27 protein-coding genes are annotated in these 19972 nt (G+C 45.9%); 7 read left to right on the top strand and 20 right to left on the bottom strand.

What is annotated here, in order from left to right; translation table 11 throughout:
- Positions 1-37: 37 nt before the first annotated feature.
- On the bottom strand, positions 38-1708 hold the full coding sequence (locus ACZ5YA_RS28755) for a hypothetical protein (RefSeq protein ID WP_464091536.1): 1671 nt from the start codon (positions 1706-1708) through the stop codon (positions 38-40).
- A 42-nt stretch (positions 1709-1750) separates the two neighbouring features.
- Complete coding sequence (locus ACZ5YA_RS28750; protein WP_464091535.1) at positions 1751-2302, bottom strand: type 4 pilus major pilin; 552 nt, start codon at positions 2300-2302, stop codon at positions 1751-1753.
- Between the two features lie 188 nt (positions 2303-2490).
- Here ACZ5YA_RS28750 and ACZ5YA_RS28745 point away from each other — a divergent pair, with 188 nt between their 5' ends.
- Together ACZ5YA_RS28745 and ACZ5YA_RS28740 are read left to right on the top strand one after the other, a co-directional pair.
- On the top strand, positions 2491-2991 hold the full coding sequence (locus ACZ5YA_RS28745) for a hypothetical protein (protein WP_464091534.1): 501 nt from the start codon (positions 2491-2493) through the stop codon (positions 2989-2991).
- Positions 2988-3161 carry a hypothetical protein gene (locus tag ACZ5YA_RS28740; RefSeq protein ID WP_165601353.1) on the top strand — a complete coding sequence of 58 codons (174 nt, stop codon included), beginning with the start codon at positions 2988-2990 and terminating at the stop codon, positions 3159-3161. Before ACZ5YA_RS28745 ends, ACZ5YA_RS28740 begins: the two co-directional genes overlap by 4 nt.
- Before the next feature lie 78 nt (positions 3162-3239).
- Here the strand turns inward: ACZ5YA_RS28740 and ACZ5YA_RS28735 are convergent, their stop codons facing one another.
- The 4 genes from ACZ5YA_RS28735 to ACZ5YA_RS28720 form a co-directional block, all read right to left on the bottom strand.
- Positions 3240-3629, bottom strand: a complete 390-nt coding sequence (locus tag ACZ5YA_RS28735; protein WP_464091533.1) for a hypothetical protein — start codon at positions 3627-3629, stop codon at positions 3240-3242.
- An 88-nt stretch (positions 3630-3717) separates the two neighbouring features.
- Entirely contained in the window at positions 3718-3990 is a 273-nt protein-coding gene (locus ACZ5YA_RS28730) for a hypothetical protein (RefSeq protein WP_464091532.1), read from the bottom strand.
- Positions 3977-4339 (bottom strand): hypothetical protein, encoded by a 363-nt coding sequence (locus ACZ5YA_RS28725; protein WP_131728774.1) that lies wholly within the window; start codon positions 4337-4339, stop codon positions 3977-3979. Before ACZ5YA_RS28725 ends, ACZ5YA_RS28730 begins: the two co-directional genes overlap by 14 nt.
- A gap of 164 nt (positions 4340-4503) precedes the next feature.
- The gene (locus tag ACZ5YA_RS28720; RefSeq protein ID WP_165601354.1) at positions 4504-4668 is read right to left on the bottom strand and encodes a hypothetical protein; all 165 of its coding nucleotides are present in this window, start codon (positions 4666-4668) and stop codon (positions 4504-4506) included.
- A gap of 138 nt (positions 4669-4806) precedes the next feature.
- On the opposite strand from ACZ5YA_RS28720, the gene ACZ5YA_RS28715 reads away from it, so the two are divergent.
- The 3 genes from ACZ5YA_RS28715 (at position 4807) to ACZ5YA_RS28705 (ending at position 7107) form a co-directional block, all read left to right on the top strand.
- Positions 4807-5625, top strand: coding sequence for a GIY-YIG nuclease family protein (locus tag ACZ5YA_RS28715; protein WP_464091531.1), 819 nt, complete (start codon positions 4807-4809; stop codon positions 5623-5625).
- A gap of 4 nt (positions 5626-5629) precedes the next feature.
- A complete protein-coding gene (locus ACZ5YA_RS28710) occupies positions 5630-6700 on the top strand; it encodes a PIN domain-containing protein (protein ID WP_043223646.1) in 1071 nt (356 codons plus the stop codon).
- Positions 6701-6786: 86 nt separating this feature from the next.
- A complete protein-coding gene (locus ACZ5YA_RS28705; protein WP_464091530.1) occupies positions 6787-7107 on the top strand; it encodes a hypothetical protein in 321 nt (106 codons plus the stop codon).
- A 47-nt stretch (positions 7108-7154) separates the two neighbouring features.
- Here ACZ5YA_RS28705 and ACZ5YA_RS28700 read toward each other — a convergent pair whose 3' ends face one another.
- The 10 genes from ACZ5YA_RS28700 to ACZ5YA_RS28655 all read right to left on the bottom strand — a co-directional run bounded on the left by ACZ5YA_RS28700 (position 7155) and on the right by ACZ5YA_RS28655 (position 14698).
- On the bottom strand, positions 7155-8369 hold the full coding sequence (locus tag ACZ5YA_RS28700) for a HEPN/Toprim-associated domain-containing protein (RefSeq protein WP_464091529.1): 1215 nt from the start codon (positions 8367-8369) through the stop codon (positions 7155-7157).
- Positions 8370-8376: 7 nt separating this feature from the next.
- Entirely contained in the window at positions 8377-9195 is an 819-nt protein-coding gene (locus ACZ5YA_RS28695) for an AbiJ-NTD4 domain-containing protein (RefSeq protein WP_464091528.1), read from the bottom strand.
- Between the two features lie 70 nt (positions 9196-9265).
- The gene (locus tag ACZ5YA_RS28690) at positions 9266-9622 is read right to left on the bottom strand and encodes a hypothetical protein (protein WP_155272701.1); all 357 of its coding nucleotides are present in this window, start codon (positions 9620-9622) and stop codon (positions 9266-9268) included.
- Positions 9623-9635: 13 nt separating this feature from the next.
- The gene (locus ACZ5YA_RS28685; RefSeq protein WP_464091527.1) at positions 9636-9962 is read right to left on the bottom strand and encodes a type II toxin-antitoxin system RelE/ParE family toxin; all 327 of its coding nucleotides are present in this window, start codon (positions 9960-9962) and stop codon (positions 9636-9638) included.
- On the bottom strand, positions 9959-10240 hold the full coding sequence (locus ACZ5YA_RS28680; RefSeq protein ID WP_043223638.1) for a type II toxin-antitoxin system Phd/YefM family antitoxin: 282 nt from the start codon (positions 10238-10240) through the stop codon (positions 9959-9961). The genes ACZ5YA_RS28685 and ACZ5YA_RS28680 overlap by 4 nt, the downstream gene beginning before the upstream one ends.
- Before the next feature lie 158 nt (positions 10241-10398).
- On the bottom strand, positions 10399-11331 hold the full coding sequence (locus tag ACZ5YA_RS28675; RefSeq protein WP_464091526.1) for a helix-turn-helix domain-containing protein: 933 nt from the start codon (positions 11329-11331) through the stop codon (positions 10399-10401).
- Positions 11332-11414: 83 nt separating this feature from the next.
- Positions 11415-11702 (bottom strand): hypothetical protein, encoded by a 288-nt coding sequence (locus ACZ5YA_RS28670; RefSeq protein WP_456136027.1) that lies wholly within the window; start codon positions 11700-11702, stop codon positions 11415-11417.
- Between the two features lie 58 nt (positions 11703-11760).
- Positions 11761-11967: a hypothetical protein gene (locus ACZ5YA_RS28665; RefSeq protein ID WP_131728778.1), complete on the bottom strand. Its 207-nt coding sequence runs from the start codon at positions 11965-11967 to the stop codon at positions 11761-11763.
- Positions 11968-12075: 108 nt separating this feature from the next.
- The gene (locus ACZ5YA_RS28660; protein WP_456136026.1) at positions 12076-12744 is read right to left on the bottom strand and encodes an ankyrin repeat domain-containing protein; all 669 of its coding nucleotides are present in this window, start codon (positions 12742-12744) and stop codon (positions 12076-12078) included.
- Positions 12745-12859: 115 nt separating this feature from the next.
- Entirely contained in the window at positions 12860-14698 is a 1839-nt protein-coding gene (locus tag ACZ5YA_RS28655) for an AAA family ATPase (RefSeq protein WP_464091525.1), read from the bottom strand.
- 1192 nt (positions 14699-15890) lie between these two features.
- Here ACZ5YA_RS28655 and ACZ5YA_RS28650 point away from each other — a divergent pair.
- Complete coding sequence (locus tag ACZ5YA_RS28650) at positions 15891-16355, top strand: replication/maintenance protein RepL (protein ID WP_464091524.1); 465 nt, start codon at positions 15891-15893, stop codon at positions 16353-16355.
- A gap of 73 nt (positions 16356-16428) precedes the next feature.
- Here the strand turns inward: ACZ5YA_RS28650 and ACZ5YA_RS28645 are convergent, their stop codons facing one another.
- The 4 genes from ACZ5YA_RS28645 to ACZ5YA_RS28630 form a co-directional block, all read right to left on the bottom strand.
- The gene (locus ACZ5YA_RS28645; protein WP_464091523.1) at positions 16429-17100 is read right to left on the bottom strand and encodes a hypothetical protein; all 672 of its coding nucleotides are present in this window, start codon (positions 17098-17100) and stop codon (positions 16429-16431) included.
- Positions 17101-17169: 69 nt separating this feature from the next.
- Entirely contained in the window at positions 17170-18069 is a 900-nt protein-coding gene (locus ACZ5YA_RS28640) for a hypothetical protein (RefSeq protein WP_464091522.1), read from the bottom strand.
- Positions 18070-18170: 101 nt separating this feature from the next.
- Complete coding sequence (locus ACZ5YA_RS28635) at positions 18171-18572, bottom strand: hypothetical protein (protein ID WP_464091521.1); 402 nt, start codon at positions 18570-18572, stop codon at positions 18171-18173.
- Between the two features lie 10 nt (positions 18573-18582).
- Positions 18583-19110 carry a hypothetical protein gene (locus tag ACZ5YA_RS28630; protein ID WP_464091520.1) on the bottom strand — a complete coding sequence of 176 codons (528 nt, stop codon included), beginning with the start codon at positions 19108-19110 and terminating at the stop codon, positions 18583-18585.
- A 178-nt stretch (positions 19111-19288) separates the two neighbouring features.
- Here ACZ5YA_RS28630 and ACZ5YA_RS28625 point away from each other — a divergent pair, with 178 nt between their 5' ends.
- Positions 19289-19969, top strand: coding sequence for a hypothetical protein (locus ACZ5YA_RS28625; RefSeq protein WP_464091519.1), 681 nt, complete (start codon positions 19289-19291; stop codon positions 19967-19969).
- Positions 19970-19972: the final 3 nt, after the last annotated feature.

Genomic DNA, 19972 nt, shown 5'->3' with positions numbered 1-19972 from the left:
GCCCCGCATAGGGGCTTTTTCATGTGTGCTACGGAAATTAGAACGCTGAGGTGAAACCTACGGCTGCGCCGCCCATACCAGGCGCAAAGCCTGCCTTCACATTGATGATGCTGCTCTTACCTACTTGCCATGCCGCACCTGCAGCGATGGCTTGTCTTCCATTGACGGTAGATGCTGCCATACCGAATTGGCGTGCTGCCAATGGATTGAAGACAACTGAAGAAGAAGCCATGCCAAGTGCTGCGGCACTGTAGCTGTATTTCTTGGCTTCCTTGAACTTCTGATCGGTGTAGTCCTTGGACTGCTTCACTCCACGGTCAACTTCACTACGGACATAGTTTTCTGAAGCTCCGTTGAGATTGAGCTTTGCTATCTCGTCTGTGGTGAATTGATTCGCAGCTTGAAGAGTGCTGGCGCCTACTTGGTCAGTGTAGGTCTTGCTCTCTGCTACTGCCTGATCCTTTGCTTGTTGGCTCTTGGTGTCGGTGTAGGCAGTGCTTGCGGCCAATGTAGCAGCGTCACCAGCATCAACATACCCTTGACTGACACCTCCACCCGTTGCAGGAGGCAGATTTGAAATCGCATAGTCAGTGTAGGCATTCGCATTAGTCAATGTGGTCGCTGAGCTCGTGTTCGTGTAGTTCTGAGAGACAGTGATTGCGTTATTGACCGCTGAATCTAGCTGGGCCTGGGTGATGCCACCTGTGGCGGGTGGTAGATTCGCTATCGCATTGTCAGTGTAGGTTCTGGACTGGTTGTAGGTGTTGACAGCGACACTATCGGTGTAGTTGCGAGAGTTCTGATAGGCAGTATTTGTGATGCCGTCAGCATAGTTGCGCACACTCGTGATTTGCCCATCGGTGTAGGTTTGGGCATATCCTTTGGTTTGACCCCAAGTAGCAAGATCTGTGTCGTCAGTGGCATCTCTCGCCCCTTTGACTTGGGTGTTGGAGAGAGTCACTGTGCCTCGTGTCGCATCGCTGTATTTAAGCGCCAATGGATCTGCTGCCCCTCCTCCTGCTACCTGGTCGACATAGCGTTTGTTGGCTGCGTCTGTGTCGCCTTGGGGATCTGCTACGCCAGTGACTCTGGTGATGCCCTGCCCTTGTTGAAGATTAAGGACCGCGGCCGTCACGCCAGCACCGTTGGTGCCTGTAGGGGTAAGGTTCATCTGAACCCCGCCACCATTGATATAGGCGCCTTGTGAGGTTAAGGCGATGCCTGAGAACGTGGATGGCATGGCATAGGGCAAGTAGGCATTGTCCACATAGCCCATGTAGATCTCGCCTTGTTGAGCTACACGGTTGCTGCCGCTCATGATGGCTATCCCACCGTTGGACCTGGCGCCATATGTCCCGCCATAGACGTTCCCATATCCGATAGCCAAGCCTTGGTTACTGACCTGGTTCATTATGCCCATTGCGATCCCGCTGTCGGCTCGGTTGTAGTCCCCAAAGACAAAGTTTGAGGGTAAGGCGATGCCCAATCCTCCAGTGCCACCTAAGCGGTTATTGTTCCCGAAAACGATGGAAGGCTGATCTGCTGGGTTGCTGGCATTACAGGTGTTTGTATCCCCATAGATAGTGTCAGGTGTTCCCACCGGGCAGAGATCGTTTCCTGTGCCTTGGTTTGGTCCCGCGAATGCTGGGAATGCTGCTGCTAAAGATAAAGCGATTAAACTTACATTGAACTTCCTTTTCATAGTCATAGTCATTTCTCCTTGTTATTGTGACTGTTGATTTACCGCGATTTAATACCCCTTATAGATGTGGAAATCTATCTTGTTAAATTGTGAGCTGCCGCAAGCCATAGACATTGCTGCGACATCAATGTTTGCTCCCATTGGCTTAACAACGATGCCATTGACATCAATTTGATCTGTCGTGTTTTGTAGTTTTGGAACGAAAGAAGAGCATGCCTCGGGTGGCACACCTTCTTCAGTCAAGATGAACCCTCTTCCATTTGAAGTAGGTCCTATGCGGACATCAAACTTCCAAACATTGAGGATTCGGTTCGGATTTGAAGGGTCGAACTGCTGAGGCTCCAAAGCGGCTGGCCTATTCGTCCCACTTCTAGACAAATTAATGACATCAGCAGTGGTGAGGTTTTCGTAGCTACCCACTACTCCTGCAGTGTCTAAAATTAATTGTTGAACTCTGTTGAGTCGGCGCGCTTCTTCTGCGACCCGGTAGGAGTTCATGACGGTTTGATAAAGCTGAAATACCGTGATGGCAATAACGGTCATGGAGCCGACCACTATTAGCAATTCTGTGAGGGTGTACCCCTTGTTCTTTTTATTCATATCATCTCTCTGTAGTTATATGTTATGCAGATAACTATATTAAAGAAATGAAAATTGTCAATGCGTTGACAATAAGAAGTGCAAATGGGGTTTGTCGAAGAGGTACCAACAATCAATCAATACCGTCGACCTTTATTGAAAGCAGTACGCTATTCTTTCATCACCTTAACCACTCTTATATAGGTGAGATGATGATTGAACAGATGATGAAGTTTGGCGGTGAGTTCTCGGTAGCTGGTGTGAAGAAGACCCGTGGGCATGAAGGCTCGGGCTTTGAATGCATCGTTCTTCGCAACGGCAAGAAGATCGGTGAAGCTGCCGACTATGGCGATGGTGGAGCCGTGATGTTTCGCATCAAAGACAATGCGGACTATCAAGAACTGCTGCGGGTAGCAACGGAAAAATATCCCGACCAAAAGTATGAACGGGATTGCACTTTCGTCTCCACGATGGTCAATTACTATGAATCCATCAAGCGGATGAAGACGACTGCGAAAACGAAGCTGCTGTGTCTTGATCCTGAAAACATCGATCAAGATGAAAACGGCATTCAGCAGAGCTACACCGTCTTCAAGATGCAGGACACCCCTGAGAACCGCAAGCTCATCTCGGACAAGTATCCGACCTATATCTTCCTGAACGATGCGATCAATGAAGCCGTGTTGCCCACCGCAAAGGGCTTGAAATGACCAATGAACGAATCGCGGCTGCGATTGAAAAGGCTCAAGAGGAATTTTGGGCGATCATCGCAAGTCGTTTCCCTGAAATCCGGTCAGGCGACTTTTCACCAGATGCTCAAATGAAGTTCGATGAAGCATGTGAAGAGGCGGTAAGGATCTGGATTGACTCCAACACCTAAAGAAGAAGCCCTCCAAGTGAGGGCTTTTTGTTGTCCATTATTCGGAAAGCGAAGAGGGGAAACCTCCCCTCCCAATGCTCAACCGTGTCTTGTTTTTGCTTGTTCATATTTCTTGGAAATAGACTCAGTAGTTTCGGTATGGTCATATTCATGGCTTGATAATTCTTCGGGTCTTTGAACTGAGTCATCGAACAACCCCTCCCTTCCAAGAATGGGCTTTGGCTCAGCTAGCAAGGCATCAAGCTTGCCTTGAATGATGTTTAAGACAGACTCATGAGTTGGACAAGGATAGAATGCCTTTTCCACTATTCCATGAGGATCATCTGATCTCCATACGCTCGCAACTCTCTTTGCAGCAATGTGCCAGAAATCGCCCTCACCGAATGACTCTATAAATGCATCGTAGTTGCTATTCGACAATCTTCTTATGATGTTTATCTGAGTCCCTACTTTTTCTTGGAATGTCATTTTTTTCTCCTGTTGGTTTCCATATCATTCTTATATCGAGTTTTTCATAGAAAGCAAGAGAACACAGAAGAAAGGCAGACATCATAGACTACTGGTTAGATGAAATATTATTCTCCACTTGGCGCGCTATCTCGGGATGGTCAAGCTTTACCTTATCTACGAATCGCTGCTGGGCAATTACGGCTTTACTGTGAAGTTCAACCGTTGTATAGGCTATTAGGCAACCTACAATCAGAAGACTAAAAGCCAGCATCATTAGCCCAAAGCGCAGATTGGAAATCACGTCCTCACCTAGGACAACTGGCTGATGCTTAGGCTTTTTGAAGTCAAAAACTTCGCTACAGGCATCATTTTTCATCATGCTTGAGTTCCTCCATTCCTAGCGCATATTCAACGGTAAATCTGTTGGTAAGTCCTAAGACATCTTCTACAGTGTATTTTGGTGAAGGTTGGTGTGCCTTTAACTGCACTTCCTCGATCACACCAACTGACCATTGGCCTAGCATAGCTACTGCGCAAACGGCTACGGTAGCCAGAAATGATCTTATTATTAGACCGCTCTCAGACAGAGCCTCACCCAAAATATACAAAAAACACTGAACTTCCTCTTTGGCATTCGAACATGACCTCAAGAATGCCTCGCCACGGGTTTCAGTTAGCGCTGGAATTCTCTTGCTAAAGTCAAACTCTCTATCGTCTTCTCTGTGCATTTATATTCTCCTAATCTACGGAATAGATCTATCAGGTTTCCCATAGAAGGCAAGAGGCATAGAGACAAAAGGAGAGTTTGAAAGACAACTGGCGAGAAAGACCAAAAAGAAAAGACTCCTGATGGAGTCCTTCTTTGTTTCCTAGGGAGGGAAACGAGAGAAAATCATTTCTTGATAGGTGTCCTTAACTGAGCTAATTCCTCCGCTTTCTTCATCTTTGCTTCGGCATTGAAATGCCAATAGCTCATTATCAAAGCTTGTGCTATAGCGAATGGAATAACTATCTTCGCTACGTTTCTTACATTGAATTTGTTCTTTACTGTTGTCATAAAATCTCCTTGTTGTGTGTATATATACAATATATAACCGCTTCCATAGAAAGCAAGAGATAGGAGACGATATTAAGACAGGCAGCACTTTGATGGATAAGCGGTGTAAACTCGCGCAACTTTCCCATGAGCTCACACATGAAAGTCTTTGACCTGTTGCAGCTTCAAGAGCCTTCTTTGAAACCTCAGAACTGCAAGATCCACTTCGCCAGATACAACCAGCATGAGCATCCCCTAGATGTTTTTATTGAGGGTCAATTTGACGGATGGCAATCTTGGCAAGGTTCTCGCAACTTCAAACGAGAATTTGTGATGTCATTCGTACAGGCTGGAACCACTACCTCATGGCTCTTCGTGGGGTTGTTCCGGGTGAAGGGCTGTGTGTTGAAGAAAGAGCCTGAGCAACACTTCATGTATGACCTAGAGCGGGTCCGATCGTGCGAAGAATTCGTGGGACGGCTGTATGCCACTAGTCCTTATACCCAGCGCAACAGCTACTTGCTCGGGGAAACCTTGGCACCTGGCTTGGTGGTGAGTCATATCCTGCCCCGTAGACTCAGCATCGCAGACTTTCCGGGCTACAAGCTCGTGGATGTGCCCAAGGGGCAACTAGACATCATCGTAAGAGACAACATTCCGACCTGGCGCACGGCTCTGTCCAATGTGAAGGGGATCTATCTCATATCAGACAGGAAGACTCACAAGCTCTATGTCGGCAAAGCCGATGGGGTTGAGGGCATTTGGGGTCGATGGTGCGTCTATGCGAAGAATGGCCACGGGGGGAATGTGGCACTGAGAGAGGAGCTCGGAATCGATTCTCTGAAACGGCAAGCGGATTTAAGGTTCTCGTTGCTTGAGATAGCTGACATCCACTCAACGAAAGAAGAGATCCTAGCTCGTGAGGAGCATTGGAAGACGGTATTGATGACCCGTAATAACGGATACAACAGGAATTAAACCCATGGCACTTAGAACCAAGTTTGTCTTTATCGACACCCAATCTTTCGTCAAAGCGAATCTTGACTTTGAATCCAAAATTCTGAAAGCGTTTTCCAAAGCTTGCGAAGAGGAAGAGCTTATCCACCTCATGAGTTCCATTACCTTGCGAGAGGTAAAAGAAAAGATTCAAGTCGCTATCGATGATGGCCTAGGGAGCATTACTCAATTCAGAAGAAAGGCCAAGATACTTGAGACTTCTACGGATGAAGTGATAAAGGGGTTCTTTGCTCATTTTGACAAAGATACCGTGCATGCTGGCGCGCAAACGGCATTTGAAGACTTCCTAGAGGATTCAAGGACAACAATCTTGGATGTATCCAAGGTGAGTACAGAAGAAGTCTTCGAACTCTACTTCAATCGACGTGGTCCTTTTGGAGAGGGGAAGAAAAAGGCTGAGTTTCCTGATGCCTTTTCTCTGTTGGCAGTGCGGGATCACATCGAGAAGGAAGAGGTCTATGTTGTATCGGAAGATGGAGATCTGATTCGGTTTTGCGAAGAGAACAAAGGCTTCATTCAGGTTGATGCATTAGAGAAAGTTCTAGATGTTCTCAACAGCCATGAACCTGAGAGGGCAAAATTCATCAAGGATTATTTCGTAGAACACGATGCTGAATTGAAAGAGCAGATAAAGCAGATTATCAATGATGCTGACTTCTACAATAGCTCAACTTGGGAAGATGCTGAGGTTATTGGGCATGAGGTGATAGAAGTAGGTCCTATTGAACCAAACATTGTTGGCATTGATGATGAGGGTTGTGAGGTAACTTTTGACGTGACAGTCAAGAACCGAGTTGAAGTCTTAGGACCAGATCTTGCCAACGGGAGTTATGACAAAGAGAGTGGACATACTTACACCTTTGACGACGTGACTCGTGAAGAGATCCTAAAGATGAAGTTCAGTGTGGAGATGTCGCTCTACTTTGAAGTTATCGATGGCAAGTTCGAAATGGGTGATACCGATATCAACATCAAGGATCTTCATCGTGGGGTCGAGGTTTCGGTAGAAGAACACCCCGATTGGGATGGACGCTGATTTGAATTTCGACAGTCGGGCAAATCCGGTGATAGGATAGTCAGGCTGGTAATTTCGCCAGTATAAATCTCAATGAGAACAATAATATGCAAATGAATCAATCAATGGTGGATTGGTATAAGGCGCAAGTCATTGCTGCCGTTGCCAGAAAGCTCGACATCCCTGACTGGGATTTCTTGTATACGGCAGAGCAGTACGATGCCATTACGGCCACATATCCTGAAGTTGGCAAACTACTTGAAGTTTTTCTTGGAAAATATGACGAATGGTGGTCATTCCAAGAAGAGCACAAGGCGGACATCGAGAAAAGTGGTCTGAAGCCTGAACATCTTCCGCGAAACATGGAACTTATGGATGCTAGGGATAGCAGCCGTGAGCAGCTTCGCCAAGCAGTAAACGGTAGGTAAATGAAGAAAGCCCCTTGCGGGGCTTTTTTTTGGCTTCAGGATGAGATTTACCCCTCACTTTCTTGCGCATCATCATCAAGCAGGCCATCCTTGATTTGCGTATCTAGAAATCTGACGGTGCTATCTACCAGGTCCAGCAACTCAAGCACATCGCCTTTGACTATCTCGGTCATTTTGCCTTTGGTGTTCTTGCCATTGCGATGAACGATGTCATGGCGGATATCCACTGCTTGGATGAGCTGCCCCATGTTTTCTGATGGGAAGTTGGTATCGAGAACAGCTTTGAACAGAGCAGGAGTTTTCTCCATGTTGTGAAAGCTTATCTTGTCTATCTCGGCAATGATTTCATCTTCGAGAGTGCCAAGCTTTTCATAGATTTCTGATAACTTGATGTTCTTGGAGAAAGATGGATGGCTTCTAACAAAGCGCCGCCTCAAAGCTTCTCTATTTAGGATTTGCTTCTTGATGGTGTCCGAGAGATAAGTTTCCATTGCCGTAATGACACTAGCATACAGAAGCTTAAGCAAAGTCTTGTTTTCAGGATCAAGCTGAATCAAGGATTCACTGTCCTGCAGCGATTTCTTGAATATTTGATAGAAAGTAGTCGATTCTTGATTGTATTCAACCAAGTCCTCAAAACTGTCAGTCCAACCACTTTCTACGAGATCAGTGATATCCAATATGCAAGGGGCATCATCAGCGCAGATGCTTAGCAATGCAACCGCATTCGCCTCTAAAGACTGACAAGGCAAACCGAAATCCCCAGCACCTGGATTGTTGGAGTAAACAATATCTGTCTTGAGCATAAAGTCCAAAAGCAGATCATCGTAATCCTTGACATCAATTCCGTAGGCGGAAGCTCTCAATCCGTCTTTCTTGATGATGGCAATTCGGTCAACCCAATCTTCCAAACGAGATGCTTCAATAATTGGTTTGTATTTCTCTGCTCGTCCACCGGGATCAATAGATATCATTCCGTCGACGTCTTCGAGCAATTGCTTTTTCTGAAGATTGAATTCCTGCTGAAGTGCTGCCCAATGAAAGCCCGCGAGTTCAAGGCGCCTGCGCAAAATCTTTGCCGTAGTTCGATATTGATATAGGCGCTTCACCTCATGGGGATCCCAATTGGGATCGTCGTAATGCTCTTTCGCATTGACATCCAGCAATACACGGTCAGCACGCCGAAAATACCATTCGTGATAGTAGTTCTGTGTATCAAAGACGGTCATACCGTCAATAGTCACGGATGCATAGCTGGACATAGCGATCCTAGAAACTGTTGCTGGTATTGAAAGACTTGCCTTTCTTGGACAGATAACTCCCGAGAGTTGCGCTTAATCCAAGGACGAGCTCAGCCTCATCCATAGATGCCTCTCCTGCTTCAACAAGATGACGGCCATGTTCGGATGCGAAACCCCAAATTTTTTCCACGTATTCGCCTAGCGGTCTAGGGAAAGCATCGCGGTTCTTCTGTAGCCATTTACCCAAAGTCTCCTTGCTGCCTGAAACATCACGAGCGACACACTCAAGCGAAGCTATGGAATGTTGGATGGCACCAGTCGGGTCAGGCTGTGGGCGCCGCGACATATCATTGATAGCCTCGTGAAGCTCATTAGCGGCAGTGTTATGACCCGCATTGACTTCCGTTTTCACGGCTACTCGCAACAGGGTATCTAAGCTTTCAGGACCCCGAAATACGATTCTCTTGCCTTCGAGCTTCCAGCCAATACCCTGCTCGATCAAAGTCTCATTGATGTCTTGCTCAAAGGGCTGATACGGCCGCTGGTAGTCGTCGTAGGTATCTGCAAGTTCCTCTACGATGTCATAGACACGAAACCAAGGGCAGTTGTCGACCAGGTGCTGGACCTCTTGCTCGATATTGGGCCACTCAGACCAGTTTGAACGGTCAGGACGCACTTTCAGGACCCGACACACAACATCTCTCAGTGGCTTGGGGGTGTACCCATTGGCATATGCGATTTGGACGAGTGCCGCACGAAAATTGTCAGGGGCATCCTCTCGCACCGTGATAGGAGCCTCTTGATCTTGATGCCCAAAGCGGCGGGAGAAACGTTCTCGGTTGTTCATTTTCTTGTTCCTGTCGATGGATAAGAACCTTAGCCGAAAAAAAACCCCACTGAGGGGCTTGGGGCATGAGTTATTTGCTCGCTTTTGGAACTTCGATCTGTTCGACCACTCGCTGTATGCACCTCGCATACTGAGTATAAGAGAAGCTGAGGGCTGCACGTTCTTGGTCTGCCCGAGTTTTGTACTGTGGCTCCTCGTATGCTTCTTTCACCATCTGCCGCATCGGATTGTGTTGCTCGCCAGCAGGAATGCCTTTCATCATCCCTTCCATCTTGAATCCCGACTGTCTTCCCATCATGAGATCTTGGGAAAACCCTCTAACTGCTTCGCAGTCTGCAGGCTTGAGCTTGGGGGCATCTGCACTCGCTGTGACCGAATAAAGCAGCAATACCGCTGCCAAAGCACATGCATGTTGGGTGTTCTTCAAGATTCGCTCCATATTAGATTTTTAGGGTGCGCACAGGTCTGCGAGACAGCTTGGTTTTGAAGTCTTGTCGGCTGTCGCAGATGATATGGATATAGACCGTATCGCCCACTACTTCATAGATGACACGGTTCTTTACTGCGATGATTTCAAGGAAGTGAGTCGCGGGCAACTCAGAGGGTGCATGTCCAGCGTGAGGAAACTGCTCAAGGTGCAGGATTGCCTTCTTGATCTTGGCATAGGAATCCAGCCAAACAGCCTGTGAGAAGTGCTTTCTGATGTAGCGGCGAATCTCATGGAGATCATCAACAGCCGATTGGAGAAAGACAACCTTGTGGCTCATTGGGCATCTTCCTTGTCCATTGCCTCGATCTGAGCGAAGACATCGGCTGCGGGAACAACTCGCCCCTCTTCGATCTCACGGCGTCCGTGTGCCAGTAGCTGCAAGAGAGCAATGGTTTGCTCTTGCTCCTCGTAGCTCACAACATCCATGACAACGAGCTTGGCTTCGCCATTTTGAGTGATCAGCATCGGCTCACGGCTCTCAGAGATGTCTTTGACGATCTCGGCAGCATGGCTCTTGAGGTAGCTGATGGGCTTGACTTGGGTGGAGTATTTCATCGGGGCATCTCCCTCAGGGATTGATAGGACTAATTATAGTCTAAATTCGGTCCTTAGCCCAGGCGTTTTGATTATTCTGTTGCCTTCAAAAAGGGGGGAAACCCCTACCGCTGCGGACCAGGTTGTAGGGGTTCTATTAGTTAAAGCTCTCAGGGCAATTAACAGTCTGTGGAGACAATCCTCACTTCAGCCGATGCCACTGAAACTAGCTTATACACGTGAAATGATTTGCTCATATCAAATCCATTGGTAGAAACCAATTTCTTTATCAATGCTTGTGCTGCCGCCGCATCCTTGACGGCATGAAGTTCACTAGAACCGCTCACAATCACTAAGAACTTATCTTGTTCGTCTTCCTCAGGTTGAGGGATTTCTTGTGAGCCATCTGAGGATGAGGGCTGACTTACCAAGGAATTTAATTCTTGTTGATAGTAGTGATCGGCTAGAACAGCATGCGCAACAAGAACTTTATCTTTGACAAGTAAATTAACTGCTTGTCTGTATAGAAGAGGATCGAAAGGCTCAACTTCTGAACTCATTTCATGCTGGTTCACCGCCACGGACTCTGGCTTTAAGAAATAGTTCTCACAGATGAATTTCAAATAAGATGAAAGTGTTGGCTCAAGCTCAAGTTTATCGCATGGCGAAACACCTGGCTCCTCAAATTTTGTGCTATCAAGACCCAAAATATCACACAGTTTCTTCAATTTATCTTTGCCAATCAACCCTTGGTTTTCGGCTATAGAAACATAACTTTGCCCCTCGCCTATTTTCTTTGCCAAATCTCTTTGACTAAAACCTAGAGTCTCCCTTCTTCTAGAAAGTATTTTTCCATTAATCACACCAATATCTATCTTTCTTACATGAGACTTCGATTGAGTCCCAAGCAAGGCTCTTACTCTTTGATCACGGTATAGCTTTTGCCTTCCAATTCCTGTTATTTCACTGATAGCTGGAATATTTACCTTCTTATCCTCGCTTTTTATCAGCTCAATGGCTAGCCCTACTGACTCGTAAAGCTCTCCATCAAGCAATGCAGATTGCTGCTTGCCATTAACTAATTTCAATTCTTTATTTTCAAACATGTGCATATTATTCTCCTTATGTTGCACTACCCTTATAAATCACCCCTCCTAAAAAGCAAGAGATAGCCGATGTATGGCTATTCCCGCAGTTAAACGGCTTCAGTGAATTCCTCGCACATCAGATAATTAATAATCGGTGCTGCAAGCTTTCTGCTACTTTGTTGAGGAAGGAAACTCACGAGTCCTCCTCGTTGGAATCGGATAGTCAATATGACTGATCCACCCCAATTTTTTATTATGAGTTCACCTGCGAACTCAGTGTTCTGCATTTCTGCATCCCACTCTTTGTTTAATTTACAGTCCACTCTTTGGACTGGTGCCTCACGGCCTAGAACTCGTTTAATGAGCTGGCAGTGATCTAACGTGATGTTTTTCATTGTTGTCTCCTTGTATTTTTTTTATAGCCCGTGAGGTGGGCAAGCCCATCGTATTTCTTTAGTCGCAGTAGCCGTCGTCTTCAGTGTCGAACTGATAATTTGATGGATCTTGTTCAAAAGGATATGGCTCAGATCTTGAAATCACGCGCTGAACCTCATCTATAGCAGTGGCAAAGCTCACATGCGGACTGATGTTGTAGGCTGTTGCTAATGCATCGCGCACAATCTCTAATTCTTTCATTGATAAACCTGGTCTTATCATCATGTTGTTCTCCTAGTTGTTTCTATAGTTATACGAGAACATTCATAAAAATCAAGAGATGAAAGATAGAAGGTGATTTATAGCGATAAAGCCCTCACGAGAGGGCTTTATTCATATCTTCAACTTGTTAGGTTTGGTCTTTGTTGAAGTGTCTTGGTGAAGTTTATTGTCTAGCATCTTTCGAAGCTCATATGCTTTACAGAGGTCTTTGACGGCCTCCGTGCCATGCTCTTTAGCAACGGCGATTGGTGTGCCCTTCTCCACAAGAAAATCGACAATCTCTAAGTGTCCCTTGGAGGCAGCCAATTTGAGAGCCTCTTCATTACCAGCATGAATATCAGCTCCTTCTCCGACAAGAAATTTAACCACATCGATTTTTCCTTCCATAGCAGCCCATTGTAGAGAACATTCATCGCAAGCATGAATATCAGCGCCTTTCTCCACCAGAAATTTGATGATTTCTAGGTGTCCGTTGTTAGAAGCCCATCTGAGAGCATAATTATCATCCGCGTGAATATCAGCCCCGTACTCAAACAGCAACTTGACGACTTCTAGGTGTCCCGCCACAGCGGCCGCAATTAGAACACCATCCTTAGCAGTAATGTCAGCACCCTGTTCAACCAGAAACTTCACCACTTCAAAATGTCCATTAGAGGCAGCCCATCTGAGAGCCTCTTCATTATCGGCATGAAGATCAGCCCCCTGTTGAACCAGTCGCTTCACTTCCTCCAAATTCCCCACTCTTGCCGCATCCATTAATTGCTCATTCAGTTTACTCATAAAAATCCCCGTATATATGCTATACATATAATTGAGATTTCAAGAAAAGCAATACCCAGATAAAAGAAAAACCCTCACTAGGAGGGCTTTAAGTTTTGAGCATCAGAAGTCATCTTCAAAATCCAATGGATCTTCGTTCCTGCCTTGGAAGAGGCAAATCAGAGACCTCTAGCTTCAGAAAAGCTTGATGCTTCATGTTCTTGAGCTCATCAATGCTGTATTTCATCACCACCTTCCCAACTGCCTCAGATATCAGATTCTTAGCCTCTCTAAAGCTGTAAGGTAGAAGTGATTCAAGAACATCCTCGGGAATGGCTGTTTCAAAAACGGATGCAGACTTAGCGATTGATTTGTAGATGTTGCCGATGATCATTCTTCTTTCTTCAGGTGTTGGCTCTTGTAGTTCGAACACCTTGAATCGTGTGAGCAATGGCTGTGTGATGCCAGCTAGGCTGTTCGCGGAGGCGATGAATACGACTTGGCTAGCATTGATCTGGAAATCAAGAAACTCGTCCAAAAAGGTGGATGAGGTATTCTCTTCTAGAAGTTGGTATAGAGCTCTACGAGGATCAATATCGGGTCTTGTGACTTTATCCAACTCATCTAGCAAGATGACAGGGCTTAAGTTTGGACTGGCTATTAGAGCTTCAGCCACCTTGCCCGCTCTGGCTCCCCCCCATGAATTCCTAAGTCCTGAAAGCACCCATGATTCGGTTGTTGTGGAGATATCTACATGAGTTAATGTGCTGCCTAGCGCCTGCGCCAACTCTGTAGCAAATTGGGTTTTCCCAATGCCTGCTGGTCCTTCCAAGAGGATTGGCGATATACGGAAGCTACCTCTTACCGCTGACAATCGAACCTGGGTTCTTATGAATGAAATCACATCCTTAAAGTTTGGAAATCGCTCTAGCAAGCCAGTGAGCTTTTCATCAACCCCATCTAGATTGATTGTCGCCTTGTAACGGGTAGTTCGTAGCTTTTCAAATAGCTGCTCAGAATACTTGTCCTCGTTTCGCCTTTCAGGTTGCCTCTCTATGGATGCTTTGAATTCTTTCCAATCGAACCATTCAATGATGTCCTCAGAAAACTCTGTGGGATTACTAATCTCCGCTTCGGTATAAGGAATTCCACTAAGTACAGCCTTGTATGATTCAAAGCACCATGCATAAACGCACTGTTTTAATTTTGAATTTTGCTCGCAGATATTATGAAATTCCTCTGCCTTCCATCGACTTTTGCCAAACCCTCGTGCGAGAGTCTGCGCAAAGTTCGGATTCGACCGTGGAAGAGGTTGCGGCCCAATATCAGTGAAGTAGCCCTCTATTCGCTTTCTGATATTTGGATGAAAGTCTCGTCTGGTAAAAAAAGTCTTTACAAGCCAATCGATAGATATTCTATCTATGGGTTCCAGATCAAATTCAAAGGCGAGAGACTCTACTTTCAGATAGAGATAGAGATTAAAGAATCCCCCATCTTCCACCGTCGCCTTAGCGTACAAAGCCCTATATTTTTGAATTTCGTCGTCCGTTAAATTCTCAGGCAACGCATGAACCTCACTCAAAATTTCGTCCCTCACTTCATCAGGTGTTAGCTTCTTTTTTTCTTCAACGACTTCAACCTCTTCTTCTTCAGGGTCAGAGTCCAGAATCGCTTGCAGCTCCTGCCAGCCTTCAGTAAGGTCGGACTCCTCACATTCATCATAATCTTCGAAGTCTGAAAAGGTCTTTTCCATGCCAACCTCAGACTGTCCAAGCTGCTCCACTTCTGAATCTTCTAATACAGCAGCCAGTTCTACTTCTGGTATGCCACCCGGCTGCATCAACTGTTGAATGTCTCCATAGTCCTTTAGTACCTTTTGAAGGGATTCTTCCCAAGAATCCCCCGTATGCATGTTTATTCGCACATGCGAAATGATTGTCTCTATATTCTTGTAAACTGGATTTTCATTATTCATTACTGCCTCCTATTTCTATTTTCAACATACAAAAATATTCATAGAAAGCAAGAGGCAATGAGACGAGAGGCAGGATATAGAGATAAAAAAAATCCCGCTCGTTGGCGGGATGAAGGAAAGAAATTGGGTTAGTGAATCGCTAAGGACTCTTGAACGAATTTAGTGAAGTGCTGAATTTGTGTTTGGAGCGTTTCGTAGATTTCTGAATCAGTTAAGAACTCTTCGAGTCCGTCAACTGTGAATCCGTATAGGCTTTTTACTGCCTCAATATTTTCGGCTCTTCTGCTGATTGTTAGTTCTGAGTTGTTCATCATTGTTCTCCTTGGTGTCCATACTATAGTTATAGCTTAGTATTCGTAAAAGACAAGAGATAAGCCGATAAACGGCAGAATTCTAGATAGACGGTGTGAAGAAAGAATATTTACCAGTCTTTCATACACTCAATCGCCGTGGGGCTGGTTTTTGGAATGAGCCCCTTACGGGGTGTCCCGATGGGACGATAGCTGCGCCTGGTTGTAGACATGAGCCAAAAGTCTGACCTTAGCTGAACTCCCATAGGGAGAGCCCCTGCGGGGGTTGCCTTCGGAGAAAAGAGCCGCCACGGCGATTGAGTGGGTAGCAACGCGAATAGATGACTTTAAAGCAGGAAAATAAGCCCGTCAGGGCCATTTCTTTAGGGGAGTGGTGTCTACCCCCTCCTCACAGTTCTATCGCGCGTTATGGGGCATTTTGATGCCCTGCGCTCCCATCATTCAACATGCCCACCTCATAGTCATGTATTGATGATGTGCCGTTGGCACCCTCGTCCTGTTAGTTTGAATTCTTTTCAGGAAATGAGAGGGAGATGCCCGTGAGGGTCAAGAACTTAGATTGAAAAGAAATGATAATTAGATGACCAGCGATGCTGGTTGTTATAGATACAGAAAGAGGCCCCTCTGAAGACCGTGATATTCCTTGACTTTTTTTAGAAGCGAGTCGCAACAGTTAAGATACTATAAAACCTCAAATTCAAATTTAAATTGCCCAGCTTGCTGAATTGAAGAGCACCTAGAAGTTTTTATCATTTAACTATTGACAAAACAAATTTTTCCTCTATGTTTTATTGATATGGGTTGTAGCACTATTGATACTCGCCAGTGTCAAAACGTTTATCAAAATAGATTACACCCATATCAAACACAAGGAGAATATTATGTCATTAAAACAACAAATCATTGATACCACAACGGGAGAAGTTAAAACCGAGAAGGTTCTTCCAGAGAATCATAACTTCGTCATGCTATTTCGAGATCAAATGCCCGCACTTAGAATGATTGCGAATGAAAATCCCAAGGCTCAACAACTATTGCTTTTGTTGATTGAGAATATGGATGGAGCCAACAGCTTGGTCGCATCAAGAGAAACTTTGGCAGAGTTGTTAGGTCATTCTCGCGCAACCGTCTGTAGAAGCATTAAATACTTAAAAGAAAAAGCGATAATCGATACTTCTAGGACGGGAAACACGGTCATTCTTCATATCAATGCGAAGATAGTTTGGTCAAGTCATGCGAACAAGAAAAAGTACGCCAAGTTTTCTGCCAACGTTCTTATCAGTGACAGCGAGCAAGAGAAGACCATCAGCAAGACCTTCTGCAAAACTATTAGAACAACGCATTAATTTGATAGGCTAGCCTATCATGGGTGATGAAGGTTTAATCAGACAATAAAAAAGCCCCTTTCGGGGCTCCTTATTACTCGTCCTGCCCGATGTATCTGAGGAAGATATCGTTTTCCTGTTCCAAAGCAGTTGTCTTGCCCGTCTGTAAGGGCACATTCGCCTTGGCGAACACATCCAATGCCCTCCAATACTTTTGTTCTTCTTCCTCGTCTTCCACGAGGTAAGAGGCGAGTTTGGTAGCTAGGCTGTGTCCTACCCCGTCTATGTCCAAGAAAGCGGCATCTAGGCGGATTCCAAGCCGCTTAATGACGGATAGGCGCCGCGCGATCTCATCTGCTGAATCTTCCACGAAAAACTCATTGAAGCTGTTCGTGGCTTCGCTCAGGATCTTTCCCGCATTGGGGCTGTAGCCATTCGCTCGATAGAGATTCACAAAGGAAGATGCTGAACGAGCATCACCGAATCCCAAGAGCTTTTGTACAGCAATGTTCGCCACATGCTCACCACCTTTGGTATTGGCATGAAGGTAGAGGAAATTCAGAAGCTTTGACTTTAGGACATGGGCAGAGCTGATGACCACAATGGGGTAGCTCAGACGAGTGTAGGCTTCATCGTAGGTCGCAAATCGCGGATCGACATCGTTCCTGCCTATGTCCTTCTCGATGATTTCCGTGCTGGTGCGGGCGATTTCATCGAAGAGCTCAAAGGCATGGTAGTAGCCCTTGGTGTAATCGTCGTTCATCATGGCGTGCCTGGTAGTCAAGGAAAAGCCCGCTCTGTAGCGGGCTAATGGATCATATGGGAAGAGCAGACTTCAGGCAATGATCTTGCCCCATTTCTCGCTTGGCTTGTCCCACTTAGGTAATTCCGCGAGTTGTTGCACATCTTCTGGTGTGAAAAGGGTGTTTATCCAAAACTTGTCCCCTTCATTCAAGAATTGGCGAGCAAGAATTCTGTTGTTGCTCTGCTCGGTCAATGCCGCTTCTCTAATCTTGTTTGAAGAGAAGAAGATTTCGGCATCCTTAGTCTGCCATGATGTTCTGAAGATTACTTTGTGAACCACGACATTAGCATGCGACTTCATCGTCAAATCGTTGTAATTGTGAGTTCGCATAAACTCTTCATACTTCGCATTGACAGCGGCAAGCTTTTGCTGGTTCCCGATCTTTCCAAGGCTCAAGATGTGAACCAAATGAACTTCTGCAGTTGTGTCCGCAAGGGCTATCTGGTTGAACTCATGCTCTAGGTGGTCGAAAGCTTTTTCGATATTACTAATTGGAGTTAAGAAGACAAATCTGTCATCTTCAAACTCAGAGAAGAATGGCTCTATGCCGTTGTACTCGGATATGAAAGCATCAAAAACACCACCTTTAAAATCTGTCAAGGTGTCGCCGTCATGCTTGAACAAATAGTCAGCTAACTGGCCTTGACGGGCTTCGATGTCCACTTCAACGACACCTTGACCTAACACCTGGTCAGATTTTACCTGTCCGTGTTCATCTCGTGAAGCATAGACGTTATAGAGAACTTTGCTGGTGGGATCTGCGCTGATTAGTGCAGGATGCTTACCTGCATAGTGGAGAGAATTCAAAAGTCGTAAGAGCTCGGTGGTCTTTCCCACATCGCCGTAGCGATTGGGAGTCATAAAGTGAGTTCTCTTGTCGCTACGAATTCTCTTCACATCGCTTTGAGAGGATTGTTCTTTTTTTGGCATGTATATTCTCCTTGTTATTGTTATATACATTACCAATATAGGGCAAAAACCAAGGTTGTCAATACCCCGTAATAATTAAAGCCCCACCAAGGGGGCTTTGTTTATGTTTGCTCAGCAACACCGAATTGAATTCCTGCGAAGATATCATTGAACTCATCCTCGGTCATTAAAAGGTGTTCTCGGACGATATAGGTTTCGGCGCCAACGGGAATGACTTCGAACTTCTCAAGTTGTTCAATATGGCCTTCCATCGCCACTTTCTCAAAGACTTCAATCACCTTGTCTGCCAGACGAATGAACTCCTTTTGAGGGCAAGTCTTGGCGGTAGGGATTAGAGAACTCATTACTCGTGAAATCTTGGGGGATTCCTCTGCCCTTTTGGGGTCCGTGGAGATAAGGTCTAGTGCGTTGAGAATATGAGCAGAGCTGCCGCCATACACCTCCTTTACGGCAGCAAGAAAGTGGTTAAGCATACACTCAAGTTTTACGGTATCAATTTTCATTGTTTTCCCCTTAGAATAAGTTATTTTGCTTAGGGAGAAGTTCGGCAAAGACCGCTTGGTCGCGCTTCATCAAATCGCATACCAACCACTCAAATTGTCCAAGCTCTCCGGTGGGTTTCTTGACTCCAATTTTCTTCTTCTTGATGGTAGCCGTGCCCATCACAGTATTCGTAGCAGTCTCAATAGAGATATGGATGACCTCTTTAGCTTTGGGATGCTTGGAGATATCACTGTACTTGCCAATCTCGTGCGGAGCTTCCAATTTCCATGCCTCGGAAACTAGTATCACAGTCTTTGCCGAGATCTCTTTGCAGGTTTGGCGAATAATCTCAGCAGCCGTTTCGCTGTTATTGGCGTTCGCAAGGTCAATGATGCTCATTCCCTCATTCGTTACCGCGATGGCATAAGCTTGCTCATGATCAGGAAAGATCTTGGCTGCTGCGGCACGCCTAATTGCGGAGACCAAAGAACAAACGACAATTAAACTTTGCTCATCTAAGCCTGCTTCTTCAATGCTGTTTAAGTAAGACACTTTCATAATCACTCCTTTTGTTAATGTGATGGAGTGAATTCTGAACCTTCACGGCACAAATATCTTTTAATGAAGCGAGCGTGTAGAATCTGGACTTTTCCTAGATTCCTTGACAAGCATGAGCCACGGTAATTGGTTAAAGCCACTTCTACGCATGCGCACTCGCTATTGGTCACGAGAGTTGATGTTTGCTGCAGGTTTCGGCAGACCAGACCAATTCATTGAGGAGTGTGGCAAGCCATCAAGCCGCCTAGCCTCACTTGCAGCACTCAAATGGCTAGACTATTTCCACGGACAGACCACACCACTCAATAAGACTGTCGACCTGGTGGAATCGGTCATCTCGGGCAGCGCCAAGAACTTCTATGAGGGACCGGAAGGGTTGCCTCTGTGGGCGGTTCTGTCAGGGGATGTGAAGAAGTCCAAGGGTGTGTTCTACGACTTCACAGATGAAGCCTTCCAGCAAGAGGATTGGGACTTTCATCAGCGGGTGGTAGGTCTGCTCACCCTCTTCTTGCCAAAGTCGTTTGAGACGCTGCAGGTGCGTCCTGAGGGCTTTCCTGAGCTCTCTGCTCTGCCCTCGGCTCCACGTCGCTATCAGACCTGGTTAGAGCGGTATCTGAAGACTCAAGATGGCAGGAGGCTACTGAGGGAGTCCTATGAAGAGAAACAAGGGGTTGAGCTCAAGCATGTGCTGGTGCTGTGTGCGGCTGTGAACCTGGCACGAGCGAACGACAATAGCTATGCCTTTGCCATCATGAAACACTTACTGATGTGCCATGTGGATTTCGGGTTAGAGAATGATATTGAGGTAGTGGGATCTGACCTTTCGCGCTTTCTGGTTCAAGAGTTCTTGCGGCATTAAGTT

The organism is Achromobacter sp. JCM 18799 (assembly GCF_055395645.1).
The sequence above is the reverse complement of the archived record's forward strand: the minus strand, read 5'-3'. Positions and strand labels throughout refer to the sequence as shown.

Bases quoted from the DNA above. Each gene is read 5' to 3' on its own strand.
- ACZ5YA_RS28700 (WP_464091529.1), bottom strand. From the start codon at position 8,369: ATGTCCAGCTATGCATCCGTGACTATTGACGGTATGACCGTCTTTGAT.
- ACZ5YA_RS28750 (WP_464091535.1), bottom strand. From the start codon at position 2,302: ATGAATAAAAAGAACAAGGGGTACACCCTCACAGAATTGCTAATAGTG.
- ACZ5YA_RS28630 (WP_464091520.1), bottom strand. From the start codon at position 19,110: ATGAAAGTGTCTTACTTAAACAGCATTGAAGAAGCAGGCTTAGATGAG.
- ACZ5YA_RS28640 (WP_464091522.1), bottom strand. From the start codon at position 18,069: ATGCCAAAAAAAGAACAATCCTCTCAAAGCGATGTGAAGAGAATTCGT.
- ACZ5YA_RS28720 (WP_165601354.1), bottom strand. From the start codon at position 4,668: ATGACAACAGTAAAGAACAAATTCAATGTAAGAAACGTAGCGAAGATA.
- ACZ5YA_RS28625 (WP_464091519.1), top strand. From the start codon at position 19,289: ATGTTTGCTGCAGGTTTCGGCAGACCAGACCAATTCATTGAGGAGTGT.
- ACZ5YA_RS28660 (WP_456136026.1), bottom strand. From the start codon at position 12,744: ATGAGTAAACTGAATGAGCAATTAATGGATGCGGCAAGAGTGGGGAAT.
- ACZ5YA_RS28655 (WP_464091525.1), bottom strand. From the start codon at position 14,698: ATGAATAATGAAAATCCAGTTTACAAGAATATAGAGACAATCATTTCG.
- ACZ5YA_RS28675 (WP_464091526.1), bottom strand. From the start codon at position 11,331: ATGCACATGTTTGAAAATAAAGAATTGAAATTAGTTAATGGCAAGCAG.
- ACZ5YA_RS28705 (WP_464091530.1), top strand. From the start codon at position 6,787: ATGCAAATGAATCAATCAATGGTGGATTGGTATAAGGCGCAAGTCATT.
- ACZ5YA_RS28685 (WP_464091527.1), bottom strand. From the start codon at position 9,962: ATGAGCCACAAGGTTGTCTTTCTCCAATCGGCTGTTGATGATCTCCAT.
- ACZ5YA_RS28695 (WP_464091528.1), bottom strand. From the start codon at position 9,195: ATGAACAACCGAGAACGTTTCTCCCGCCGCTTTGGGCATCAAGATCAA.
- ACZ5YA_RS28745 (WP_464091534.1), top strand. From the start codon at position 2,491: ATGATGATTGAACAGATGATGAAGTTTGGCGGTGAGTTCTCGGTAGCT.
- ACZ5YA_RS28725 (WP_131728774.1), bottom strand. From the start codon at position 4,339: ATGCACAGAGAAGACGATAGAGAGTTTGACTTTAGCAAGAGAATTCCA.
- ACZ5YA_RS28710 (WP_043223646.1), top strand. From the start codon at position 5,630: ATGGCACTTAGAACCAAGTTTGTCTTTATCGACACCCAATCTTTCGTC.
- ACZ5YA_RS28730 (WP_464091532.1), bottom strand. From the start codon at position 3,990: ATGATGAAAAATGATGCCTGTAGCGAAGTTTTTGACTTCAAAAAGCCT.
- ACZ5YA_RS28645 (WP_464091523.1), bottom strand. From the start codon at position 17,100: ATGATGAACGACGATTACACCAAGGGCTACTACCATGCCTTTGAGCTC.
- ACZ5YA_RS28670 (WP_456136027.1), bottom strand. From the start codon at position 11,702: ATGAAAAACATCACGTTAGATCACTGCCAGCTCATTAAACGAGTTCTA.
- ACZ5YA_RS28650 (WP_464091524.1), top strand. From the start codon at position 15,891: ATGTCATTAAAACAACAAATCATTGATACCACAACGGGAGAAGTTAAA.
- ACZ5YA_RS28635 (WP_464091521.1), bottom strand. From the start codon at position 18,572: ATGAAAATTGATACCGTAAAACTTGAGTGTATGCTTAACCACTTTCTT.
- ACZ5YA_RS28665 (WP_131728778.1), bottom strand. From the start codon at position 11,967: ATGATGATAAGACCAGGTTTATCAATGAAAGAATTAGAGATTGTGCGC.
- ACZ5YA_RS28715 (WP_464091531.1), top strand. From the start codon at position 4,807: ATGAAAGTCTTTGACCTGTTGCAGCTTCAAGAGCCTTCTTTGAAACCT.
- ACZ5YA_RS28735 (WP_464091533.1), bottom strand. From the start codon at position 3,629: ATGACATTCCAAGAAAAAGTAGGGACTCAGATAAACATCATAAGAAGA.
- ACZ5YA_RS28680 (WP_043223638.1), bottom strand. From the start codon at position 10,240: ATGAAATACTCCACCCAAGTCAAGCCCATCAGCTACCTCAAGAGCCAT.
- ACZ5YA_RS28755 (WP_464091536.1), bottom strand. From the start codon at position 1,708: ATGACTATGAAAAGGAAGTTCAATGTAAGTTTAATCGCTTTATCTTTA.
- ACZ5YA_RS28740 (WP_165601353.1), top strand. From the start codon at position 2,988: ATGACCAATGAACGAATCGCGGCTGCGATTGAAAAGGCTCAAGAGGAA.